Here is an 18903-nt window from a genome sequence, read left to right as displayed (position 1 = left end):
CTGCGTCAACAAATGGAACAAGGCGGCCAGAATCACCTTGGGCTACTGAGCACCGCCAACACTCGGCTCAGTACCCGCGGCGCAGTCGTAGTAGCAGTGAGGACAGCAGGCACGCAAAACCACCCACGGCTGGCACCGTAGTTGAGAAGGCTGAAGAGCTGAACTGTTTCATGAAATGTTTCACTATCCTGGCTGACAATAAACGCTCTCTTGAGCGCCGGAACAAAGGCACAGGCCCGGGCGGGCGATCAGGATAGTCGCAGTCGTAGAGCGTCGTAATGTCTGGTATGCCAATGTGTCATGACTATTAAGTTAACGGCCTGGCGCATTATATGCAACCCCTCCGATGCGTCAGTTCCTGATGACAGGGAAACGGTGCTTCAGATCTTCCAGCAGTATCAGCGGATGAATCAACCGTCCGGCCGCACACCCTCTTGCTTGGCCACGACAGGGAAGCGCTCTGCCAGAAAATCCACCAGACAGCGCACCACCGGCAACAATCCTTTCCTGTGTGGGTAAACGGCATGAATCTGGCCAGCTCGGTGTTGCCAGTCCGGGCATACCCTGATCAAGTCTCCACTTTCAATCCAGGGTCGACAGACAAATCCGGGAAGAGCAACGACACCAACTCCCTGCACGGCAGCTTCTCGCAATACTGTCATGTCGTCCGTTACGAGTCTGGGCCTGTGACTTACATTGATTGGATCTTCACCAGCTCTGCTGAACTCCCATCGGGGCCTGCCATCAGCAAACCGCATGGACAAAGACGGAAAACGCACCAGGTCTTGAGGATGCAGCACGGACGAGTTTGCCGTGAACAAGCCTGGGCTGGCAACTGTGAGCAGGGAGCTCTCGGCCAGATTCCGAAGAATCAGTGAGGAGTCGTCAATGCCATGTCTGACACGAACTGCGACATCTATGCCTTCAGCTATGATATCAATGGCGCGATTCGTGGACTCCAGATGTACGTCAATCTCGGGATACTGCAGCATGAATTCAGGCAACAGCCGAGCCAGCATCGTCTGTGCAATGGCAATAGGCGCCGTCAGGTACACTCGACCTTTTGGCTGCGCTCCTGCCCTTTGGATAATCTCCTTCCCAGCTTCTCCCGCCAATATGACGGCCTGGCAATGACGAAGAAACTCCGATCCCAGCTCCGTAACATGCAGACTACGAGTCGTCCGGTTCAATAAACGAACCTCCAGCTCATCCTCCAATCGGGCAATTCTCCGGCTCAATGTGGCCTTTGGCATGCCCAGAGCGCGAGCCGTTGCTGAAAAACTTCCGTGCTCAACCACGCGGGCGAAGAGTGCCATGTCATTCAGATCAGTCACCAGCCAGACCTCAATTGTTTCATTTATGGAACAGTAATGCTCATTTTTACCCACTACTGATCATTATTGATGCAAATATACTGAAAGTCACTCGTTGGACAAATTGTCCGGCTTTCACAACAACGCCAACCCGAGGAGCGCGTCCATGACTACCAAGGTACTTTGTATTAATTCCAGTTTCGGCTCAGATTCAATTTCGCGAAGCCTGATTAACGAGTCAGTTGAGAGGCTGACGAGCAACAACAAGGATATTGAGGTGACTTTCCGAGACTTGGCTAACCAACCACCGGACCACCTGACAGCAGAGGTTTTTGCGCTGATCAACGGTTTTCAAAAGCCGACAGATAAACGCCAGCAACATCTGATAACGGAAACCGAGTCCATGTTGCAGGAATTCCTTGCTGCTGAAATCGTTCTGGTCGGTGTTCCCATGTACAACCTCACTGTTCCCAGCACACTGAAAGCATGGCTCGACAGAATCATGCGAGCCGGGATTACGTTTCGTTACACCGAAACTGGCCCACAAGGTTTGGCGGGAGACAAACTGGTTGTCGTGGTAGCCAGCCGCGGAGGTGTCTACAGCACGGGGCCGGCGAGCGACCTGGAGTTTCAGGAGTCCTATCTCAAAGCGGCTTTCCAATTCATGGGGGTCGACCAGGTGAACATCGTATTGGCAGAGGGTACCTCCATGGGTCCCGAAGGCAAGTCACGAGCCAGGCAGCTGGGTGGTCAAAGTCTCGACAGCGTTGTCACTGAACTGATTGCCGCAGAGGCCTGAGTTACAGCAAGAACCCAAAGGAGCCAGCCATGATTACGATTGACCACACCGTTCTGCGGGTTTTCGACACCGCTGCTTCACTGGTCTTTTACCGAGACATCCTGGGTTTCTCCCATGAAGGACAGACCGGGCCGTTTGAAGTCATCAGAGTCAATGATCAATTCACACTGGACCTCATTGAAGACAGACCCTCTGATGTCATTCATCTGGCCTTTGCACTGGAGCGCCCTGACTTTGCAAAGGTCTGGCACCAGCTCCGCCTGTATGACATTGCCTTTGGCAATGCGCCGCATGATCGAAATGGCGGAACGCCCGGGCGTTGGCCAGGTGCCAGAGGGTATGCCGATGCGTTGTATCTGGATGATCCTTCCGGCCATATCATCGAACTCAGACACTACAGAGAAGTCGCTGAAGAAAACCAGGCAGGTGCATCATGAAAAACTACCTACTCGATCAGTTGGGTTTGATCTGGCAACTTCAGAGCCTAAACTGCAACTGCAGGGCTGCGGACCCGGTGTCATATTCGACACGATCGCTGCCAGATGTCCTGGTGGAGGAATACAGCGTTGTCAGCCCAACGGCCAGGTGACGATTGAATTCATAGCCGCCACCCAGTGACAGCCCGGGGCCATAGGCCGTGTCCAGTCCGGATCCCGAGACATATCGGACACTGCCCACACCCAGTGCCAGCGCCCCGTACCAACCCGGCGCGCTGTTGTTCTCATACCTGGTCAGACCCACACCGTTAAGGCCATGTGCCATATACTCGTCGGTCTCGCTGTCGTCCCACCAATGCGCTTCCCGGTGCCAATAGAGTGCTACCTGATCGGTCAGGTGCCCACCCAACTTGAAGATGGTCGCGACGGAGGGTGCTGCATTGTCTGCATCACCCAGTGCATTGCCGTCTCGGTCGTAACCTGACAGGCCCAGCCCTACAGAGCCGGCAAGATAGAATTTGCGCCGTTCACGATCACTGGAATAGTGATCTGACTTGTCCTGGTAACCCCTTTTCCCGTCGCTGGCCTGGGCTGCCGAACCGAGCAGAATCAGGCTTGTGCTCAACAGAGTTACCCCGCCCAGGCAGAACCCTCGGCGCACCTGGCTGAGTTGACTTGTGTGTCGTACCACCCGCATGTCTTTCGCTCCTGTACTTTGAAGACAGGAGTCAGTATTCACCAGAGCTGTTGATCGCAAACAGCCAATGCGACGAAAGGTCACCATGGCAGACTGAATGGTTACTGTGCGGGTTGAACTGCTTATCCCTTGTTCCCGGCATAGTTGATCACCCACTGGACGCCCAGCTTCCGTGACAAGTTGCTGCCGCTTCCGTCAAGGTCCCTTAAAAAAGCTGCCAGTCTATGGGTGGCTGCCCCGTCGCATGCAACCAGGTGTTGGCCTGCGAAAAGTGCTCGCAGCCCATAAAACCGCGGTAGGCGGACAACGGCGACGGGTGCGGCGCTTTCAGTACCAGATGCCGCTCTGTGTCTACACCCGCAGCCTTGCGCTGCGCATAGCTGCCCCAGAGCATGAACACCAGATGCTCGCGCTCACGCGCCAGCCCATGCACCAACTGGTCGGTCAGTGTCTCCCAGCCCTGGTTGGCATGCGACCCGGCATCGCCGGCCCGCACCGACAGCACACTGTTGAGCAGCAGGACGCCCTGCTCGGCCCAGTGCGTCAGGTCTCCATGATCGGGAATCCGGAAACCGATATCATCGGCCAGTTCCTTGTAGATGTTCTGCAATGACGGCGGCACCCGCACGCCCTGCGGCACCGAAAAGCACAGCCCCATGGCCTGACCCGGACCGTGGTAAGGGTCCTGCCCGAGAATCACCACCCGCACCTGCTCCGGTGCTACCGCCTCCAACGCCGCAAAGCGCTGCTCTGCTGGCGGAAACAGGGTCTGCCCCGCCGCCACCTCCTGATCCAGAAAGGCGGACAGATGCTGCGCCTGCTCCGAGCGCAGAAAATCCTCGGCCAGAGGACGCCAGGCGGCAGGGAACTGATCGGCGATGTGGGGCATGGCGGGCTCACTGTGTCTGTCTCATCTGATCGCACAGAGTCTACTGGGCGAGCAGAGACTTCGGAAGTCGGAAGTTAAAAGTCATTAGTCGACGGTAGACAACAGGCAGACGAGGTACCGTTCGTGAAGCCGCCGGAAGTGGGTGCCGGGTGAGCTGACCGTCTGCGGGCCAGGGATGGCCGCAGTCGAGCTGTCAGGGACAAAATTGCCGGGAGCAATTTTGCATGAGCGCAGCGAGCCCGAAGGGTCAGGCCCAGGGACGGGCCTGATACGACGCATTTTGCGTGTCTGATCACCCGGCACCCACTTCCGGCGGCAACTGGACCAGTGCCTATTTCCAATTTTCCACCCCATTTTCCACCCCCTTAATACCGTCGTCCACCCTCTATGGAGCTGTCGTTTGACTACCATCAGGTTATTGTCCTCCGAATATTCAAGGATACCGTCATGACAACCCAGACCCGTTCGGCCAGTTCGCGCAAGGCACCGGCCACATCCAAGGCGCTGCAACAGAAGATTCTGCATCACCTGCACACCACCCAGGGCACCTACCCGGAAAAAGCCTCAGCGCTGGCCTGGTGGGAAGCCACCGCCGCCGCCATCAACGAGTTTGTCATGGCCGGGCTTACCGACACCCAGAAGACCCACTCCCGCTATGACACAAGGGCCGTGAACTATCTGTCCATGGAGTTTCTGATGGGCCGGCTGTTGTCGAACAACCTGCACAACCTGCATCTGTTCGAGACCACCGACAAGGCCCTGGCGGCACTGGGTCAGAACCTGACCGACATACTGGAACAGGAACCCGACATGGCGTTGGGCAATGGCGGCCTGGGGCGGCTGGCGGCCTGCTTTCTGGACTCCCTGGCCACGCTGAACTACCCGGCCGTGGGTTATGGCATCCACTATGAACACGGTCTGTTCGAACAGCATTTTCGCAATGGCCGCCAGATCGAACGTCCGGACGACTGGCGCGAATACGGCAACCCCTGGGAAGTCTGCCGTCCGGAATCGGTGCAGCAGATCAAGCTGTATGGCTATGTGGAAACCGTCTATGAAGACGGTCGCGCGCGCAAGGTCTGGCATCCGGGGCGCAATATCAAGGCCGTACCCTGGGATATCCCGGTGGTGGGCTACAACGGCGCCAATGTGAATATCCTGCGCCTGTGGGAAAGCCGCGCCACCGATTTCTTCGACTGGGATGTGTTCAACGCCGGCGGCTATGTGGATGCCCAGATCGAACAGGCGGAAGCCGAGGCGATTTCCAAGGTGCTGTATCCGAACGACGAAACAGAAGCCGGCAAGGAACTGCGCCTGATCCAGCAGTACTTCTTCAGTGCCGCCTCACTGGCCGATATCGTGCGCCGCTACCAGCGTGCACACGGCGATGACTGGACGCAGTTCCCGAAGCTGGTGGCCATCCAGCTCAACGACACCCACCCGGCGGTGGCCATTCCCGAACTGATGCGGATTCTGATCGACGACAAGGACATGGACTGGAACCATGCCTGGCAGCTGTGCCATCAGGTGTTCTCCTATACCAACCACACCCTGTTGCCGGAAGCGCTGGAAAAGTGGGACCTGCATCTGTTCGAGAAGGTGCTGCCGCGTCATCTGGAACTCATCTACGAGATCAACCACCACTTCCTGACCGAAGAGGTGGAACAGAAGTGGCCGGGTGATGATGGCGTCAAGAGCCGCCTGTCCATTATTGAGGAGGGTGCCCGCCGCATGGTTCGCATGGGACACCTGTCGGTGATCGGCTCGCACCGGGTCAACGGGGTGGCCGAGGTGCACTCCGAACTGGTGAAGTCGGACCTCTTCCCCGACTTCCATGCCCTGTGGCCGCACAAGCTGACCAACGTCACCAACGGCATCACCCCGCGCCGGTGGCTCAAGGCCTGCAATCCGCGCCTGGCCGAGCTGATTGACCGCCATGCCAGCAAGGACTGGCCGGTACGGCTCGACAAGCTGCAGAAGCTGACCGATCTGGCCGATGATGCCCGCTTCCAGAATGCGTTCATGAAGATCAAGCACGAGAACAAGGAAGAGCTGGCCGATGTCATCAAGGCCCTGACCGGCATCGAAGTGGACCCTGGCGCCATCTTCGACATCCAGATCAAGCGCCTGCACGAATACAAGCGCCAGCACCTGAACCTGCTGCACATACTGGCCCTGTACCGACGCCTGCTGGAGAACCCGGACCATGACATGGTGCCGCGCGTGTTCATTTTCGGTGCCAAGGCAGCGCCCGGCTATCGCCTGGCCAAGGACATCATCTTTGCCATCAACAAGGTGGCAGACCGCATCAACAACGATGAACGCGTCGGCGGCAAGCTGAAGGTGGTCATGCTGCCCAATTACCGGGTCAGCCTGGCCGAGAAGATGATTCCGGCAGCCGATGTATCGGAACAGATCTCGACTGCCGGCAAGGAGGCCTCAGGCACCGGCAACATGAAGCTGGCCCTGAACGGCGCGCTGACCATCGGCACTCTGGATGGCGCCAACATCGAGATTGCCGAAGAGGCCGGAGAAGACAATGTCTTCATCTTCGGGCTGACCGTGGACGAGGTAAAGGCCCTGAACAGCCGGGGCTACAATCCCTACGACTACTATCTCAATGATGCCGAGCTCAAGGCCGTCGTGGACTGGCTGGATACGGACTATTTCACCCCCGGGCAGCCAGGCGCCCTGTCTTCCATCAAGCACAGCCTGCTCGATGGCGGCGACCCCTTCCTGGTACTGGCCGACTTCCGCAGTTATGCCGAAGCCCAGTTGAAAGTGGATGCCCGATACCGTGACCGGAAGGCCTGGGCGCGCAGCGCCATCATCAACACGGCCACCATGGGCAAGTTCAACTCGGACCGATCCATTCAGGACTATGTGGACCGCATCTGGAAGCTGAAACCCTACCCCAGAGACAATGCGTGAGGACTGCAGCAAAAAAGTTCAACTTTAATGTTGCAAATAATTCTCATTTAGATTAACTTGGGTCTTGTCGTGATGCCTGATCGCACAAGGACACGCGGTTGGTAAACGGGTCTGGCCTGCTGTGCCCTTGCCGCACTGCATCAGGCTCTTCGCCAGGGATGGCGCACCTCTGAAATCGAAATTTAGCGGCCCTGCTTCGGCAGTGGCCGCTTTTTTTGTGCGTCTTTCACCTGAAACAGGGCCTGACGCTGTCGCGCATCTAGAGATACCCGCCGTACTGCACGCAGAAGCGCTTGTTTTCATGATAGGGGAAAACATCTTCCAGATGGCCGGCGGCCAGGCGCTGCTGCAGCCCCTGCCAGTACTCCGGGGTCAGCAGCTCACCATGGACTTCCATGAAGGCTTCGCGCGCCGGGTTGCCGCCCAGCAGAAAGGGCCCGAATTCTTCCGGGAACACGTCGTTGGGCCCCACCGAGTACCAGGGCTCACTGGCCATTTCCTGTTCCGGCGTGGTGGCTTCGGGGATGCGGCGGAATTTGCATTCGTCGAGATAGCACACTTCGTCATAGTCGTAGAAGATGACCCGATGCACCCGGGTCACACCGAAGTTCTTGTGCAGCATGTCGCCGGGGAACAGGTTGGTACCGGCTATTTCCCGGATTGCCAGGCCGTAGTCCAGCATGGCGGCACGGGCCTGGTCCGGCGTGGCCTGGTCCAGATAGATGTTGAGCGGAGTCATGCGGCGCTCGATATAGAGGTGGCCGATGATCACGTCATCGCCCTCGATGCTGACCTCGGCCGGCGCCACCTCCAGCAGGTGGTCGATCAGGGCCGGCGAGAAACGATGCCGTGGCAGGGCGACGTGCCGATATTCCAGGGTGTCGGCCATGCGCCCGGCGCGGTCATGCTGCTTGACCAGTTGATACTTTTCCTTCACACCGGCCTTGGTGTTGTACTTGCTGGGCGCAAACCTGTCCTTGATGATCTTGAACACATAGGGGTAGGACGGCAGCGTGAACACGGCCATCACCATGCCCTCGATCCCGGGCGCGACCACGAACTGGTCGGCGGTCTCCTGCATGTGATGCAGCAGATCCCGGTAGAACACGGTCTTGCCGTGCTTGTGCAGCCCCAGCGCGTTGTAGAGTTCCGACTTGCGCTTGTGCGGCATGATTTCACTGAGAAAACGCACATAGGCCGAGGGCTCGGCCGCATCCACCATGAAATAGCTGCGCGCAAAACCGAACACGATGCTGACATCTGAGGGGTCCATCAGCAGCGCATCGATATAGACCTGATTGTTCTCGTTGATCAGCAGGGGCACCACACAGGGCTGGGTGGCCTCCTTGCTGACGATGCGGCCGACCACATAGGCCGCCTTGTTGCGCAGAAACAGCTTGTCGAGAATATCGATGCGCAGGTTGTCCTCGGGTCGGATGTCCACCGCCGACTGCTTGTAGAAGCTGTCGCGCAGCCGCTCGATATCCCGCCCCAGGTCTGCAAAGGGCTGCTGCAGCGAAAAACTGTTCAGGATGGCGTCGATATTGGCCTCGAAGCCGTCCATGCGCGGGTAATAGCTGGTATAGGCATGACTGTCGCGTACTGCCAACAGATCATCCGCATAGGATTCCACAAAGATGAATTCGTTGTGGTAGTACTGGCGCTCGAACAGCTGGCAGAACACCGAGTTGTAGAACGATTCGGCCAGCTCCGGCTGCTGGTGCTGCATCATCAGGCGCCGGAACTGCTTCTTGACCCGGCGCCAGAGCTCGGTATCCACCTGATCCATGCACGGATGCGCCTGCTGCAAGGCCGCCACGGCCTGATTGACGCTGTCGTCATACAGGTTGATGCGGGCTCTGTGATCCGCCTGTGCCGCCTTCCAGTCCGCCTGCTCGAAACGGGTCTGGGCCTGCTCGGTGATGGCGCGAAAACGCTCGTAGTGGTGGTCGAACCCGGCCAGCATCTGCCGGGCGATCTGGCGCTCCAGCGGCTCCGATCCTTCAGCGGCAGGGTCAGGGGATGGTGACGTATTGAAGCGGGACATGATGCACCCGTCTGCTCATGGCTGTTTGATCGCAGTGTACCACCGCCCATCCGTGATGACAGACGGGATATCATTCACCCCGTTTATAGCCAGTATGCGGCATGACAATTGGCCTCAACCCGGTCGCTGCCGGTAGGCTGCATCACAAACAAGAAGGGGTGTTTCCATCATGACCGACCGCATTCAAAAGGGTGATCTCGAGATCGCCACCCAACTGCATGACCTGCTGGTACAGGAGATCATTCCGGACACCGGCGTGGAACCGGAGCAGCTCTGGTCCGACCTGACGCAATTGCTGAATGACTTTGTCCCCCGCAACCAGGCACTGCTGGCCCGGCGCGAAGATCTGCAGCGCCAGATCGACGGCTGGCACCGCCAGCACCGGGGCAGCATTGACGCCGCGACCTACCGGGCGTTTCTCACCGAGATCGGCTATCTGGAGCCGGAAGGCGACGATTTCGCCGTCAACACAACTCAGGTCGACCCGGAGATCGCCACCCTGGCCGGGCCTCAGTTGGTGGTGCCGGTGCGCAACGCCCGCTTTGCCCTGAATGCGGCCAATGCGCGCTGGGGCAGCCTCTATGACGCGCTCTACGGCACCGATGTGATTGCCGAGGACAACAGCGCCGACAAGAGCACCACCTACAACCCGGTGCGCGGCGACCGGGTGGTGGCCTGGGCGCGGGACTTTCTGGACCGCCACTTCCCGCTGGCCTCGGGGTCACATGCCGAGGCCACCGCTTATCAGGTGGCAGATGGCCAACTGGTCATCCGCCTGGACAATGGCGAGCAGAGTGGTCTGCAGGCGCCGGAGCAGTTTCGCGGTTACCAGGGTGCGACCGACCAGCCCGCAGCCTTACTGCTGCGCCACCACGGCCTGCATGCAGAAATCCTGATTGACCCCGAAGACGCCATCGGCGCCCGCGATGCTGCCGGCGTCAAGGATATCGTGCTCGAATCCGCACTGACCACCATTCAGGATTGCGAAGACTCGGTAGCCGCCGTGGATGCGGAAGAAAAGGTCGAGGTCTACCGCAACTGGCTGGGCCTGATGAAAGGCAACCTGACGGCCTCGTTCAGCAAGGGCGGGCGCACGGTAACCCGGCACCTCAATGAGGACCGCACCTATACCGCGCCGGATGGCAGCGAACTGACCCTGCCCGGCCGTTCACTGATGCTGGTGCGCAATGTCGGCCACCTGATGACCAACCCGGCCGTGCTGTACCGGGGCCGGGAGATTCCCGAAGGCATTCTGGATGGTGTGGTCACCACCCTGGCCGCGCTGCATGACCTCAGGCGCCTGAACCGGCTGCGCAACAGCCGTGCCGGCTCGCTGTACATCGTCAAACCCAAGATGCACGGCCCGGATGAAGTCACCTTCGCGGTGGACCTGTTCGCCCGCATCGAACAGATGCTTGAGCTGCCGGCCAACACCCTGAAGATCGGCATCATGGATGAAGAACGTCGTACCACGGTCAACCTGAAGGCCTGTATCGAACGGGCCCGGGAGCGGGTCATCTTCATCAACACCGGCTTTCTGGACCGCACCGGTGACGAGATCCACACCTCCATGGAAGCCGGCCCCATGGCCCGCAAGGCGGACATGAAGAGCCAGCCGTGGATCACCGCCTATGAAAACTGGAATGTGGATATCGGCCTGGCCTGTGGTCTGCAGGGCCATGCCCAGATCGGCAAGGGCATGTGGCCCAAGCCGGACGAAATGGCCGAGATGATGGCGACCAAGGCCGGGCATCCGCAGGCCGGTGCCAACTGCGCCTGGGTGCCCTCACCCACCGCCGCCACCCTGCATGCCACCCACTACCACCAGATCAATGTAGCGGCTGTGCAGAACGAACTGCAGTCGCGCCCCCGGGCCGATCTCGGCGACATTCTGACCATTCCGCTGCTGGACCGCGAACTGAGTGCCGAGGAGATTCAGCAGGAACTGGACAACAATGCCCAGGGCATACTCGGCTATGTGGTGCGCTGGGTCGATCAGGGTGTAGGCTGCTCCAAGGTGCCGGACATCGACAATGTCGGCCTGATGGAAGACCGGGCCACGCTGCGCATTTCCAGCCAACATATCGCCAACTGGCTGCATCACGGCCTGTGCACCGAGGCACAGGTCATGGCGACGCTGCGCCGCATGGCCGCTGTGGTGGATGCCCAGAATGCCGGCGACCCGGATTATCAGCCCATGGCCGCCGACCATGACGGTTCCGTGGCCTTCCAGGCTGCCTGCGAGCTGGTCTTCTCCGGTCGCCAGCAGCCCAGCGGCTACACGGAGCCGGTGTTGCACCGGCGCCGTCTGGAACTGAAAGCAGACAGTTGATCAACGCAAAAGGCGCCCACAGGGCGCCTTTTGCGTTCAGGGTGACAGCCCACTGGCCCGCAGGCTCTCCACCGCTTCGGTGACCTGTTGCCGCATCCAGATATGGGCGCGGTCGTGGTGCAGCAGCGGGCTCCAGACCATCTTCAGCTCGGCTTCGGGAATCTTGAACGGCGGCTTGAGCAGAGTCAGTTCCGGCCAGTTGCGATACAGCTCGGCAATACGCACCGGCACCGTGGCAATCAGACCGGCACTGGTGGCCATGTGCATGGCCACATGATAGTCGCGCGCAAACAGCTTGATGTGGCGCCGATAGCCCAGTTGCTCCAGGCTGCGGTCCACCCAGCCCATGTTCTGCACATCCGCCAGATTGATGCCCACCCCGACGCCGTAACCGGTTTTGTTGACCCATACATGGTCCGAGGTCAGATAGCTCTGCAGATCGAACTTCTCCACCGCCGGATGCCCGGAATGCAGCACGCAGCAGAACCGGTCCTGCCACAGGTTCTTCTGATAGAACGACAGCGGCAGGTCATCGAACATGTTGATCGCCATGTCGATACGGCCATCTTCCACATCGCGAAAGTCCACATCGCTGGGCGTCATGATGTCCAGAATCAGGCGGGGTGCCTTCTGCTGGATGCGGCTGAGCAGTTCGGGCAGCAGCGTGGTGGCGGCATAGTCGCTGGCCATGATGCGGAAGATGCGGGATTCGGTACCGGGAGAGAACGCCTCGTCCGTCTGCAGCGTCGATTCCAGCTGCATCAGGATTTCGTGGATGACCGGCTGCAGACTGAGCGCCCGCGCGGTCGGTTCCATGCCTCTGGACGTGCGCACCAGCAGCGGGTCCTTGAACATCTCGCGCAGGCGTTTCAGGCCATTGCTCATGGCCGGCTGGCTGATACTCAGACGATCTGCCGCCCGCGTGACATTCTTTTCGCGCAGCAGAACATCCAGATAGACCAGCAGGTTCAGATCGTGACGGGAAATATTCATCGGCGTTATACCGAACATAGCAAAGGACAATTTCCGACACTAGCGGGCCGAGCGTACCGTGGCAAGCATACAACGAAGACGGCAGCCATTGAGGCTGTCCCAGTCAACAACCGACGGCAGATCACACTGACCGTTGACCGACAACAACAACGAGGCATTCCACATGACACACTCAACCAGCCAGACTGCCCGCGCTCAGCGCGAACTCGAGATCAAGCGCCTGCAACAGGACTGGGCCGAAAACCCACGCTGGAAAGGCGTCGAACGGCCCTACAGCGCGGCCGACGTGGTACGCCTGCGCGGCAGCGTGCAAACCGAACACACCCTGGCCCGCCGTGGTGCGGAAAAGCTGTGGGATCTGGTCTACAAGGGCCAGGCCAAAAAGGGCTATGTCAACTGCATGGGCGCGCTGACCGGCGGCCAGGCCATGCAGCAGGCCAAGGCCGGCATCGAAGCCATCTACCTGTCGGGCTGGCAGGTCGCGGCAGACAACAACAGCTCCGAGACCATGTACCCGGACCAGTCGCTGTATGCCTATGACTCGGTACCCACAGTGGTGCGTCGCATCAACAACACCTTCAAGCGCGCCGACGAGATCCAGTGGAAGAACATCTGCGACGGCAAGATGAAGGAAGAAGACGCCATCGACTACTTCCTGCCGGTTGTGGCCGATGCGGAAGCGGGCTTTGGCGGCGTACTGAACGCCTATGAACTGATGAAGAACATGATCAGCAACGGCGCTGCCGGCGTGCACTTCGAAGACCAACTGGCTTCGGTCAAGAAGTGCGGCCATATGGGTGGCAAGGTGCTGGTACCGACGCAGGAAGCGGTGCAGAAGCTGGTATCGGCCCGCCTGGCAGCCGATGTGATGGGCGTGCCCACCATAGTGCTGGCGCGCACCGATGCCAACGCAGCCGACCTGATCACCTCCGACTGCGACCCCTATGACCAGCCCTTCATTCAGGGTGAACGCACCGCAGAAGGCTTCTACCGGGTCAATGCCGGCATCGAGCAGGCCATTGCGCGCGGTCTGGCCTATGCGCCCTACGCCGATCTGATCTGGTGCGAAACCGCCACCCCGGACCTGGATGAAGCCCGCCGGTTTGCCGAAGCCATTCATGCTCAGTTCCCCGACAAGCTGCTGGCCTACAACTGCTCGCCGTCGTTCAACTGGAAGAAGAATCTGGATGACGCCACCATTGCCAGGTTCCAGCAGGAGCTTTCGGATATGGGCTACCGCTACCAGTTCATCACCCTCGCCGGTATTCACAACATGTGGTACAACATGTTCGATCTGGCCTGGCACTATGCTCAGGGCGAGGGCATAAAACACTACGTGGAAATGGTGCAGGAACGCGAATTTGCAGCTGCCGATCGGGGCTACACCTTTGCCTCGCACCAGCAGGAAGTCGGCGCCGGCTATTTCGATGATGTGACCACCGTCATTCAGGGCGGCAAGTCATCCGTAACTGCCATGACCGGCTCTACCGAGGAAGCCCAGTTCGCCCGCGAGGCCTGATCTCGCGGCGCTGAACGGGCCGGAGATTCCCGTCACTCCCGCCACTATTGGGGCAGCCTGGCTGCCCCTTTTTTGTCGGCGTAACGTCGACGTCCCACTTGACCTGCCCGCAGGCCCGATCTAGCTTCACTACAGTCAGTACCGGCTTCCGGAGGCGGAACATGCACTACACCGACACCGCACAGGTTCACTGTCCCTACTGTGATGCCCTGCAAACTCTGGTATTGGACCCCTCCATTCCCGAGCAGGAATACACCGAAGACTGCCAGACCTGCTGTCAGCCCATGGTGCTGGCGGTGCATCTCGACCCCATGCATGCCCCCTATGTGGCAGCACGGCGCGAAGACGACGTGCACAGCCCGGGCGACTGACCCCGGCTCAGCGCCGCAGGTTGACCACCCCTTCCTCCACCGCACTGAAGGGAAAGCGCCCCATTTCCGGCAGACCGGTCTGCAGATCGGTCTCGAACGACAGCCCATAGTCCAGGGGCTCCCCGTCGATCAGGGCCTGACTGAGATTGCGCCCCACCTCGGTCAGTGAAATCGACAGCGGCAGCTCGATCAGACCGCGGCCCTGCTCCTGCAGACGCACGCGCTGACGCCCGTCACCGCCGGCCACGCGCTGGTTGTTGAGTGCAAATTCATAGGAAAAGCGATCGATCACCAACTCGAAAATATTGGGGTTGTCGACTTCCAGAGTCAGCAGCAGGTCGGCGCTGCTCAGTGTCAGCCGATCCAGCCGCAGGTTGGAGGCCCGGATACTGGGCAGGCGGGGAATCGGCACCTCGCCCGAGATCGACGCTGGCACCCGCCGCTGCCCGGCCACCGGAATATTCACTGTCATGCCCGCATCCACCCGGTACTCCAGAGACTCCCGGCCACGCAGGCCGGAAACGAGCTCCATGGCTTCGGCAAAATCCAGCCGCAGCGGCAGCATCACCTCGGTGGCCGCACCGGCCGCCAGTGACGCTCCCTCATCCTGCCGGCCGTCCAGCACCGCAGCGTCGTTGACCGACAACTGATAGTCCAGCGCCCCCAGCGCAATGCTGAACGCATTGGGATTGCTGACTTCAAACCGCGTCTCCAGACGCGCATCGGTCGGCGTCAGGCCAACCAGTTGCGAACTCAGCACCCGAAACTCCGGATCCTGCCAGGTGGTTTCCTGGAGCCAGGCACAACTGCCCAGCCCCAGCAGCACTGCGGCCCCTGCCACGCTCGATATCCTGCTCCACACCATGCTGGTACTCCCTGCCCATTCCTGTATTGAGCAAAGACTAGGCACTTTCCCCGGCCCCGTCTATAAAGACTTGTTTACAGCGTGCGCCAATCATCATTACGCCACCAATTGACGTTTACGTTAACGTCAATTAGCGTGAATCCATATTGCCTACACTAACAATGATCTGTGCCAGCCTGAGCACTGTCGGAGGCGCCGGATCAGTTCGATGGTTAAGCGATCGTCCGCAGCAGGGATGCTGCGGTCGAAGGCCCCAGGGACGGGTTCACGCCGTTCGCGCAACCATCGGACTGATCACAGGCGCCGGAACACTGGCTCGGGCACTGCTGGCACTCACAAGGGTTTGCACCATGAGTGATCCACTGCGCATCGTCACCGCCGCCAGCCTCTTCGACGGCCACGACGCCGCCATCAACGTCATGCGCCGCCTGATCCAGGCGCGCGGCTGCGAAGTCATCCACCTCGGCCACAACCGCAGTGTCGATGACATCGTCAAGGCCGCCCTGCAGGAAGACGCCGACGGCATCGCCCTCAGCTCCTACCAGGGTGGCCACAACGAATACTTCCGCTATCTGGTCGACCGCCTGCAAAGTGCCGGTGCCGACCATATCGCCGTCATCGGCGGTGGCGGCGGCACCATCACCCCCGAAGAGATCAGCGCGCTGGAAGACTACGGCGTGGACCGCATCTACCACCCCAATGACGGCCTGAAACTGGGTCTGCCAGGTATGATCGACGATGCCGTCGAACGCATAGAACAGAAACGCCGCCAGCGTTCGGACACACTGGCCGCCGACGCCCATGAAGACCTGCAGAAGGCGCGCCTGCTGTCACGCATCGAACAGGGGCTGGAAGAACCGACCAGCAGTGACCGCCCGGTGCCCACCATCGGGCTTGCCGGCACCGGCGGCGCCGGCAAGTCCAGCCTGACCGACGAACTGGTGCTGCGCTTTGCCACCAGTTTTCCTGACCGCCGCTTTGCCGTGCTGGCCGTCGACCCCACACGCCGGCGCACCGGTGGCGCGCTGCTCGGCGACCGCATCCGCATGAACTGCCTGCGCCTGCCCAACGTGTTTTTCCGCAGCATGGCCACCCGGCGCCAGCACCTGTCCACCAGCGAAGAACTGAGTGACGCCATCACCACCCTGTGCCAGCAGAACTTTGACCTGGTATTTGTCGAAACCGCTGGCATCGGCCAGTCCGACAGCACCATTGTCGATCTGGTGGACATACCGGGCTATGTCATGACCCCCGAATACGGTGCCGCCAGTCAACTGGAAAAGATCGACATGATCGACCTGGCCGACTGGATCGCCATCAACAAGTTCGACCGCAAGGGTGCCCAGGATGCCCTGCGCGACGTGCGCAAGCAGTGGCGCCGCAACCGGGTGGACTTCGAGCGCCCGGATGAACAGATCCCCGTCTATGCCACCATTGCCAGCCACTTCTCCGACCCGGGTGTGAACCGGGTGTTCAACGGCATCTGCCGGCTGGTGGCCGAACACAGCGGCCGTGACTGGCCGGGCGATCTGCCCGAGGGTGATCCGCAGGCGCATGTGCTGATTCCCGGCCAGCAGCAGCGCTACCTGGCCGAAATTGCCGAACAGGGACGAGGCATCCGTGATGACCTGCGCCAGCAGGCCGAACAGGCGCGCCAGGTGCAGTACCTGTTCGAAAGCCTGCACCTGCTGGGTGCCGAACTCGAATCGCTGCAGCCGGCAGACCCGTCCGCCCTGCCCGCGGGCCAGCAGGCACTGGCCCGGCGCTACAATGACGCCCTGAACCAACTCCAGCCCGAGGCCCGCGAGGCCCTGAGCACCTGGGACGACCGCATGCAGGCGGTACAGGCCGACACCTTCGAGTACCAGGTGCGTGACAAGACCATCAGCGGCGACAACTACCGCGAGACACTGAGCGGCAACCGCATCCCGAAAGTCGCCGCCAACCAGACCCGGGACTGGGGCGAACGGGTCTGGTTCAGCGGCCAGGAAAATCTGCCCGGCCACTTTCCCTACACCGCCGGCGTCTACCCCTATCGGCGCAGCGGCGAGGACCCGACCCGGATGTTCGCCGGCGAGGGCCCGCCGGAGCGCACCAACCGCCGCTTTCACTACCTGTCGAGGGGGCAGCCGGCGGCACGGCTGTCCACCGCTTTCGACTCCGTCACCCTCTATGGCGAGGACCCGGCCGAGCGCCCCGACATCTACGGCAAGGTGGGCAACAGCGGCGTCTCCATCGCCACTCTGGACGACATGAAGAAGCTGTATTCGGGCTTCGATCTGTGTGCGCCCACGACCTCGGTGTCGATGACCATCAACGGCCCGGCGCCGATGATTCTGGCCATGTTCCTGAACACTGCCATAGACCAGCAGGTGGAAAGGCATCTGAAGGCGTCCGGCGAATGGCCGCAAGCCGAGAAAACCATCCGCCGGCTGGTCGGCGACCAGCCCGTGACCTATCAGGGGGAACTGCCGGAGGGCCACGACGGCCTCGGGTTGGGGCTGCTCGGCGTGACCGGTGACCAACTGGTGGATGCCGAGACCTACCAACGCATCTCGACCGAGACACTGAAGCAGGTGCGCGGCACTGTGCAGGCCGACATTCTGAAGGAGGATCAGGCGCAGAACACCTGCATCTTCTCCACCGAGTTCGCCCTGCACCTGATGGGCGATGTGCAGGACTGGTTCATCAACCACGGCGTGCGCAACTTCTACAGCGTCAGCGTCAGCGGTTACCACATTGCCGAGGCCGGCGCGAACCCCATCACTCAACTGGCGTTCACGCTGGCCAACGGCTTTACGCTGGTCGAGTACTATCGCGCCCGCGGCATGGACATCAACCGCTTTGCGCCCAACCTGAGCTTCTTCTTCAGCAACGGCATGGACCCGGAATATGCCGTGATCGGCCGCGTGGCCCGCCGCATCTGGGCACGGGCAATGAAATACCGCTATGGCGCCGACGCTCGGTCACAGATGCTGAAGTACCACATCCAGACTTCCGGGCGCTCGCTGCACGCGCAGGAAATCCAGTTCAACGATATCCGCACCACGCTGCAGGCCCTCTATGCGCTGTTCGACAACTGCAACAGCCTGCACACCAATGCCTTCGACGAGGCCATCACCACGCCCACCGAAGCCAGCGTGCGTCGGGCTGTGGCGATCCAACTGATCATCAACAAGGAACTGGGGCTGAACCAGATCGAGAATCCGCTGCAGGGCGCCTCAGCCATCGACTACCTGACCGATCTGGTGGAGGAGGCCGTCTATGCCGAGTTCGAGCGCCTGAACGAACGCGGCGGCGTGCTCTGTGCCATGGATGCCATGTATCAGCGCAGCAAGATTCAGGACGAATCCATGGTCTATGAACACAAGAAGCACAGTGGCGAGCTGCCCATCATCGGCGTCAATACCTACCAGGCGGGTGACAACAGCGAGGCAGAGCAGACCGTCGAACTGATGCGCTCGACCGATACCGAGAAAAAACAGCAGATCGAACAGGTGCAGCGCTTCCGGCATCAGCATCAGGATCAGGCCGCAGAGGCCCTGCGCCGCCTGGCCGACGACGCGCGCGCCCGGCGCAACCTGTTTGCAACCCTGATGGACACCGTCAAGGTGGCCAGCCTGGGCCAGATCAGCCACACCCTGTACGAAGTGGGCGGAGAATACCGGCGCAACATGTAGTGCCGGTATGACGCCCTGGCCTGAAACTGC

The 18903-nt window shown here is 60.4% G+C and carries 13 protein-coding genes; 7 read left to right on the top strand and 6 right to left on the bottom strand.

Annotation, left to right across the window (positions count from 1 at the left end; genetic code table 11):
• Positions 1-410 precede the first annotated feature (410 nt).
• The gene (locus tag E4656_RS12945) at positions 411-1334 is read right to left on the bottom strand and encodes a LysR substrate-binding domain-containing protein (protein ID WP_135483713.1); all 924 of its coding nucleotides are present in this window, start codon (positions 1332-1334) and stop codon (positions 411-413) included.
• 145 nt (positions 1335-1479) lie between these two features.
• Between E4656_RS12945 and E4656_RS12940 the strand changes: the two genes are divergently transcribed.
• On the top strand, positions 1480-2112 hold the full coding sequence (locus E4656_RS12940) for an FMN-dependent NADH-azoreductase (RefSeq protein WP_135483712.1): 633 nt from the start codon (positions 1480-1482) through the stop codon (positions 2110-2112).
• A 29-nt stretch (positions 2113-2141) separates the two neighbouring features.
• Positions 2142-2549, top strand: coding sequence for a VOC family protein (locus tag E4656_RS12935; RefSeq protein WP_135483711.1), 408 nt, complete (start codon positions 2142-2144; stop codon positions 2547-2549).
• 40 nt (positions 2550-2589) lie between these two features.
• Here E4656_RS12935 and E4656_RS12930 read toward each other — a convergent pair whose 3' ends face one another.
• Both E4656_RS12930 and ung read right to left on the bottom strand, forming a co-directional pair.
• Entirely contained in the window at positions 2590-3174 is a 585-nt protein-coding gene (locus tag E4656_RS12930) for a hypothetical protein (RefSeq protein WP_135483710.1), read from the bottom strand.
• A 277-nt stretch (positions 3175-3451) separates the two neighbouring features.
• Positions 3452-4135 (bottom strand): uracil-DNA glycosylase, encoded by a 684-nt coding sequence (ung, locus tag E4656_RS12925; protein WP_135483709.1) that lies wholly within the window; start codon positions 4133-4135, stop codon positions 3452-3454.
• Positions 4136-4582: 447 nt separating this feature from the next.
• Here ung and E4656_RS12920 point away from each other — a divergent pair, with 447 nt between their 5' ends.
• Positions 4583-7066, top strand: a complete 2484-nt coding sequence (locus E4656_RS12920; RefSeq protein ID WP_135483708.1) for a glycogen/starch/alpha-glucan phosphorylase — start codon at positions 4583-4585, stop codon at positions 7064-7066.
• Positions 7067-7325: 259 nt separating this feature from the next.
• On the opposite strand, the gene aceK is transcribed toward E4656_RS12920, so the two are convergent.
• On the bottom strand, positions 7326-9113 hold the full coding sequence (aceK, locus tag E4656_RS12915) for a bifunctional isocitrate dehydrogenase kinase/phosphatase (protein ID WP_135483707.1): 1788 nt from the start codon (positions 9111-9113) through the stop codon (positions 7326-7328).
• 169 nt (positions 9114-9282) lie between these two features.
• Here aceK and E4656_RS12910 point away from each other — a divergent pair, with 169 nt between their 5' ends.
• Positions 9283-11445 (top strand): malate synthase G, encoded by a 2163-nt coding sequence (locus tag E4656_RS12910; RefSeq protein ID WP_135483706.1) that lies wholly within the window; start codon positions 9283-9285, stop codon positions 11443-11445.
• A 36-nt stretch (positions 11446-11481) separates the two neighbouring features.
• Here E4656_RS12910 and E4656_RS12905 read toward each other — a convergent pair whose 3' ends face one another.
• Positions 11482-12438 (bottom strand): LysR family transcriptional regulator, encoded by a 957-nt coding sequence (locus E4656_RS12905; protein ID WP_135483705.1) that lies wholly within the window; start codon positions 12436-12438, stop codon positions 11482-11484.
• A gap of 163 nt (positions 12439-12601) precedes the next feature.
• Here E4656_RS12905 and aceA point away from each other — a divergent pair, with 163 nt between their 5' ends.
• Both aceA and E4656_RS12895 read left to right on the top strand, forming a co-directional pair.
• Positions 12602-13957, top strand: coding sequence for an isocitrate lyase (aceA, locus tag E4656_RS12900; RefSeq protein WP_135483704.1), 1356 nt, complete (start codon positions 12602-12604; stop codon positions 13955-13957).
• Between the two features lie 161 nt (positions 13958-14118).
• Complete coding sequence (locus E4656_RS12895) at positions 14119-14328, top strand: CPXCG motif-containing cysteine-rich protein (protein ID WP_135483703.1); 210 nt, start codon at positions 14119-14121, stop codon at positions 14326-14328.
• A gap of 7 nt (positions 14329-14335) precedes the next feature.
• Here E4656_RS12895 and E4656_RS12890 read toward each other — a convergent pair whose 3' ends face one another.
• Positions 14336-15169, bottom strand: a complete 834-nt coding sequence (locus tag E4656_RS12890) for an LEA/WHy family protein (RefSeq protein WP_167856058.1) — start codon at positions 15167-15169, stop codon at positions 14336-14338.
• 374 nt (positions 15170-15543) lie between these two features.
• Between E4656_RS12890 and E4656_RS12885 the strand changes: the two genes are divergently transcribed.
• Positions 15544-18873, top strand: a complete 3330-nt coding sequence (locus tag E4656_RS12885) for a methylmalonyl-CoA mutase family protein (RefSeq protein WP_135483701.1) — start codon at positions 15544-15546, stop codon at positions 18871-18873.
• Positions 18874-18903: the final 30 nt, after the last annotated feature.

The sequence above is a fragment of the Natronospirillum operosum genome, assembly GCF_004768465.1.
GTDB classification, from domain to species: Bacteria; Pseudomonadota; Gammaproteobacteria; order Pseudomonadales; family Natronospirillaceae; genus Natronospirillum; species Natronospirillum operosum.
This window is presented reverse-complemented; position numbering and strand designations above follow the sequence as displayed.

Bases quoted from the DNA above. Each gene is read 5' to 3' on its own strand.
- E4656_RS12940 (WP_135483712.1), top strand. From the start codon at position 1,480: ATGACTACCAAGGTACTTTGTATTAATTCCAGTTTCGGCTCAGATTCA.
- E4656_RS12935 (WP_135483711.1), top strand. From the start codon at position 2,142: ATGATTACGATTGACCACACCGTTCTGCGGGTTTTCGACACCGCTGCT.
- ung (WP_135483709.1), bottom strand. From the start codon at position 4,135: ATGCCCCACATCGCCGATCAGTTCCCTGCCGCCTGGCGTCCTCTGGCC.
- E4656_RS12920 (WP_135483708.1), top strand. From the start codon at position 4,583: ATGACAACCCAGACCCGTTCGGCCAGTTCGCGCAAGGCACCGGCCACA.
- aceK (WP_135483707.1), bottom strand. From the start codon at position 9,113: ATGTCCCGCTTCAATACGTCACCATCCCCTGACCCTGCCGCTGAAGGA.
- E4656_RS12910 (WP_135483706.1), top strand. From the start codon at position 9,283: ATGACCGACCGCATTCAAAAGGGTGATCTCGAGATCGCCACCCAACTG.
- E4656_RS12905 (WP_135483705.1), bottom strand. From the start codon at position 12,438: ATGAATATTTCCCGTCACGATCTGAACCTGCTGGTCTATCTGGATGTT.
- aceA (WP_135483704.1), top strand. From the start codon at position 12,602: ATGACACACTCAACCAGCCAGACTGCCCGCGCTCAGCGCGAACTCGAG.
- E4656_RS12895 (WP_135483703.1), top strand. From the start codon at position 14,119: ATGCACTACACCGACACCGCACAGGTTCACTGTCCCTACTGTGATGCC.
- E4656_RS12885 (WP_135483701.1), top strand. From the start codon at position 15,544: ATGAGTGATCCACTGCGCATCGTCACCGCCGCCAGCCTCTTCGACGGC.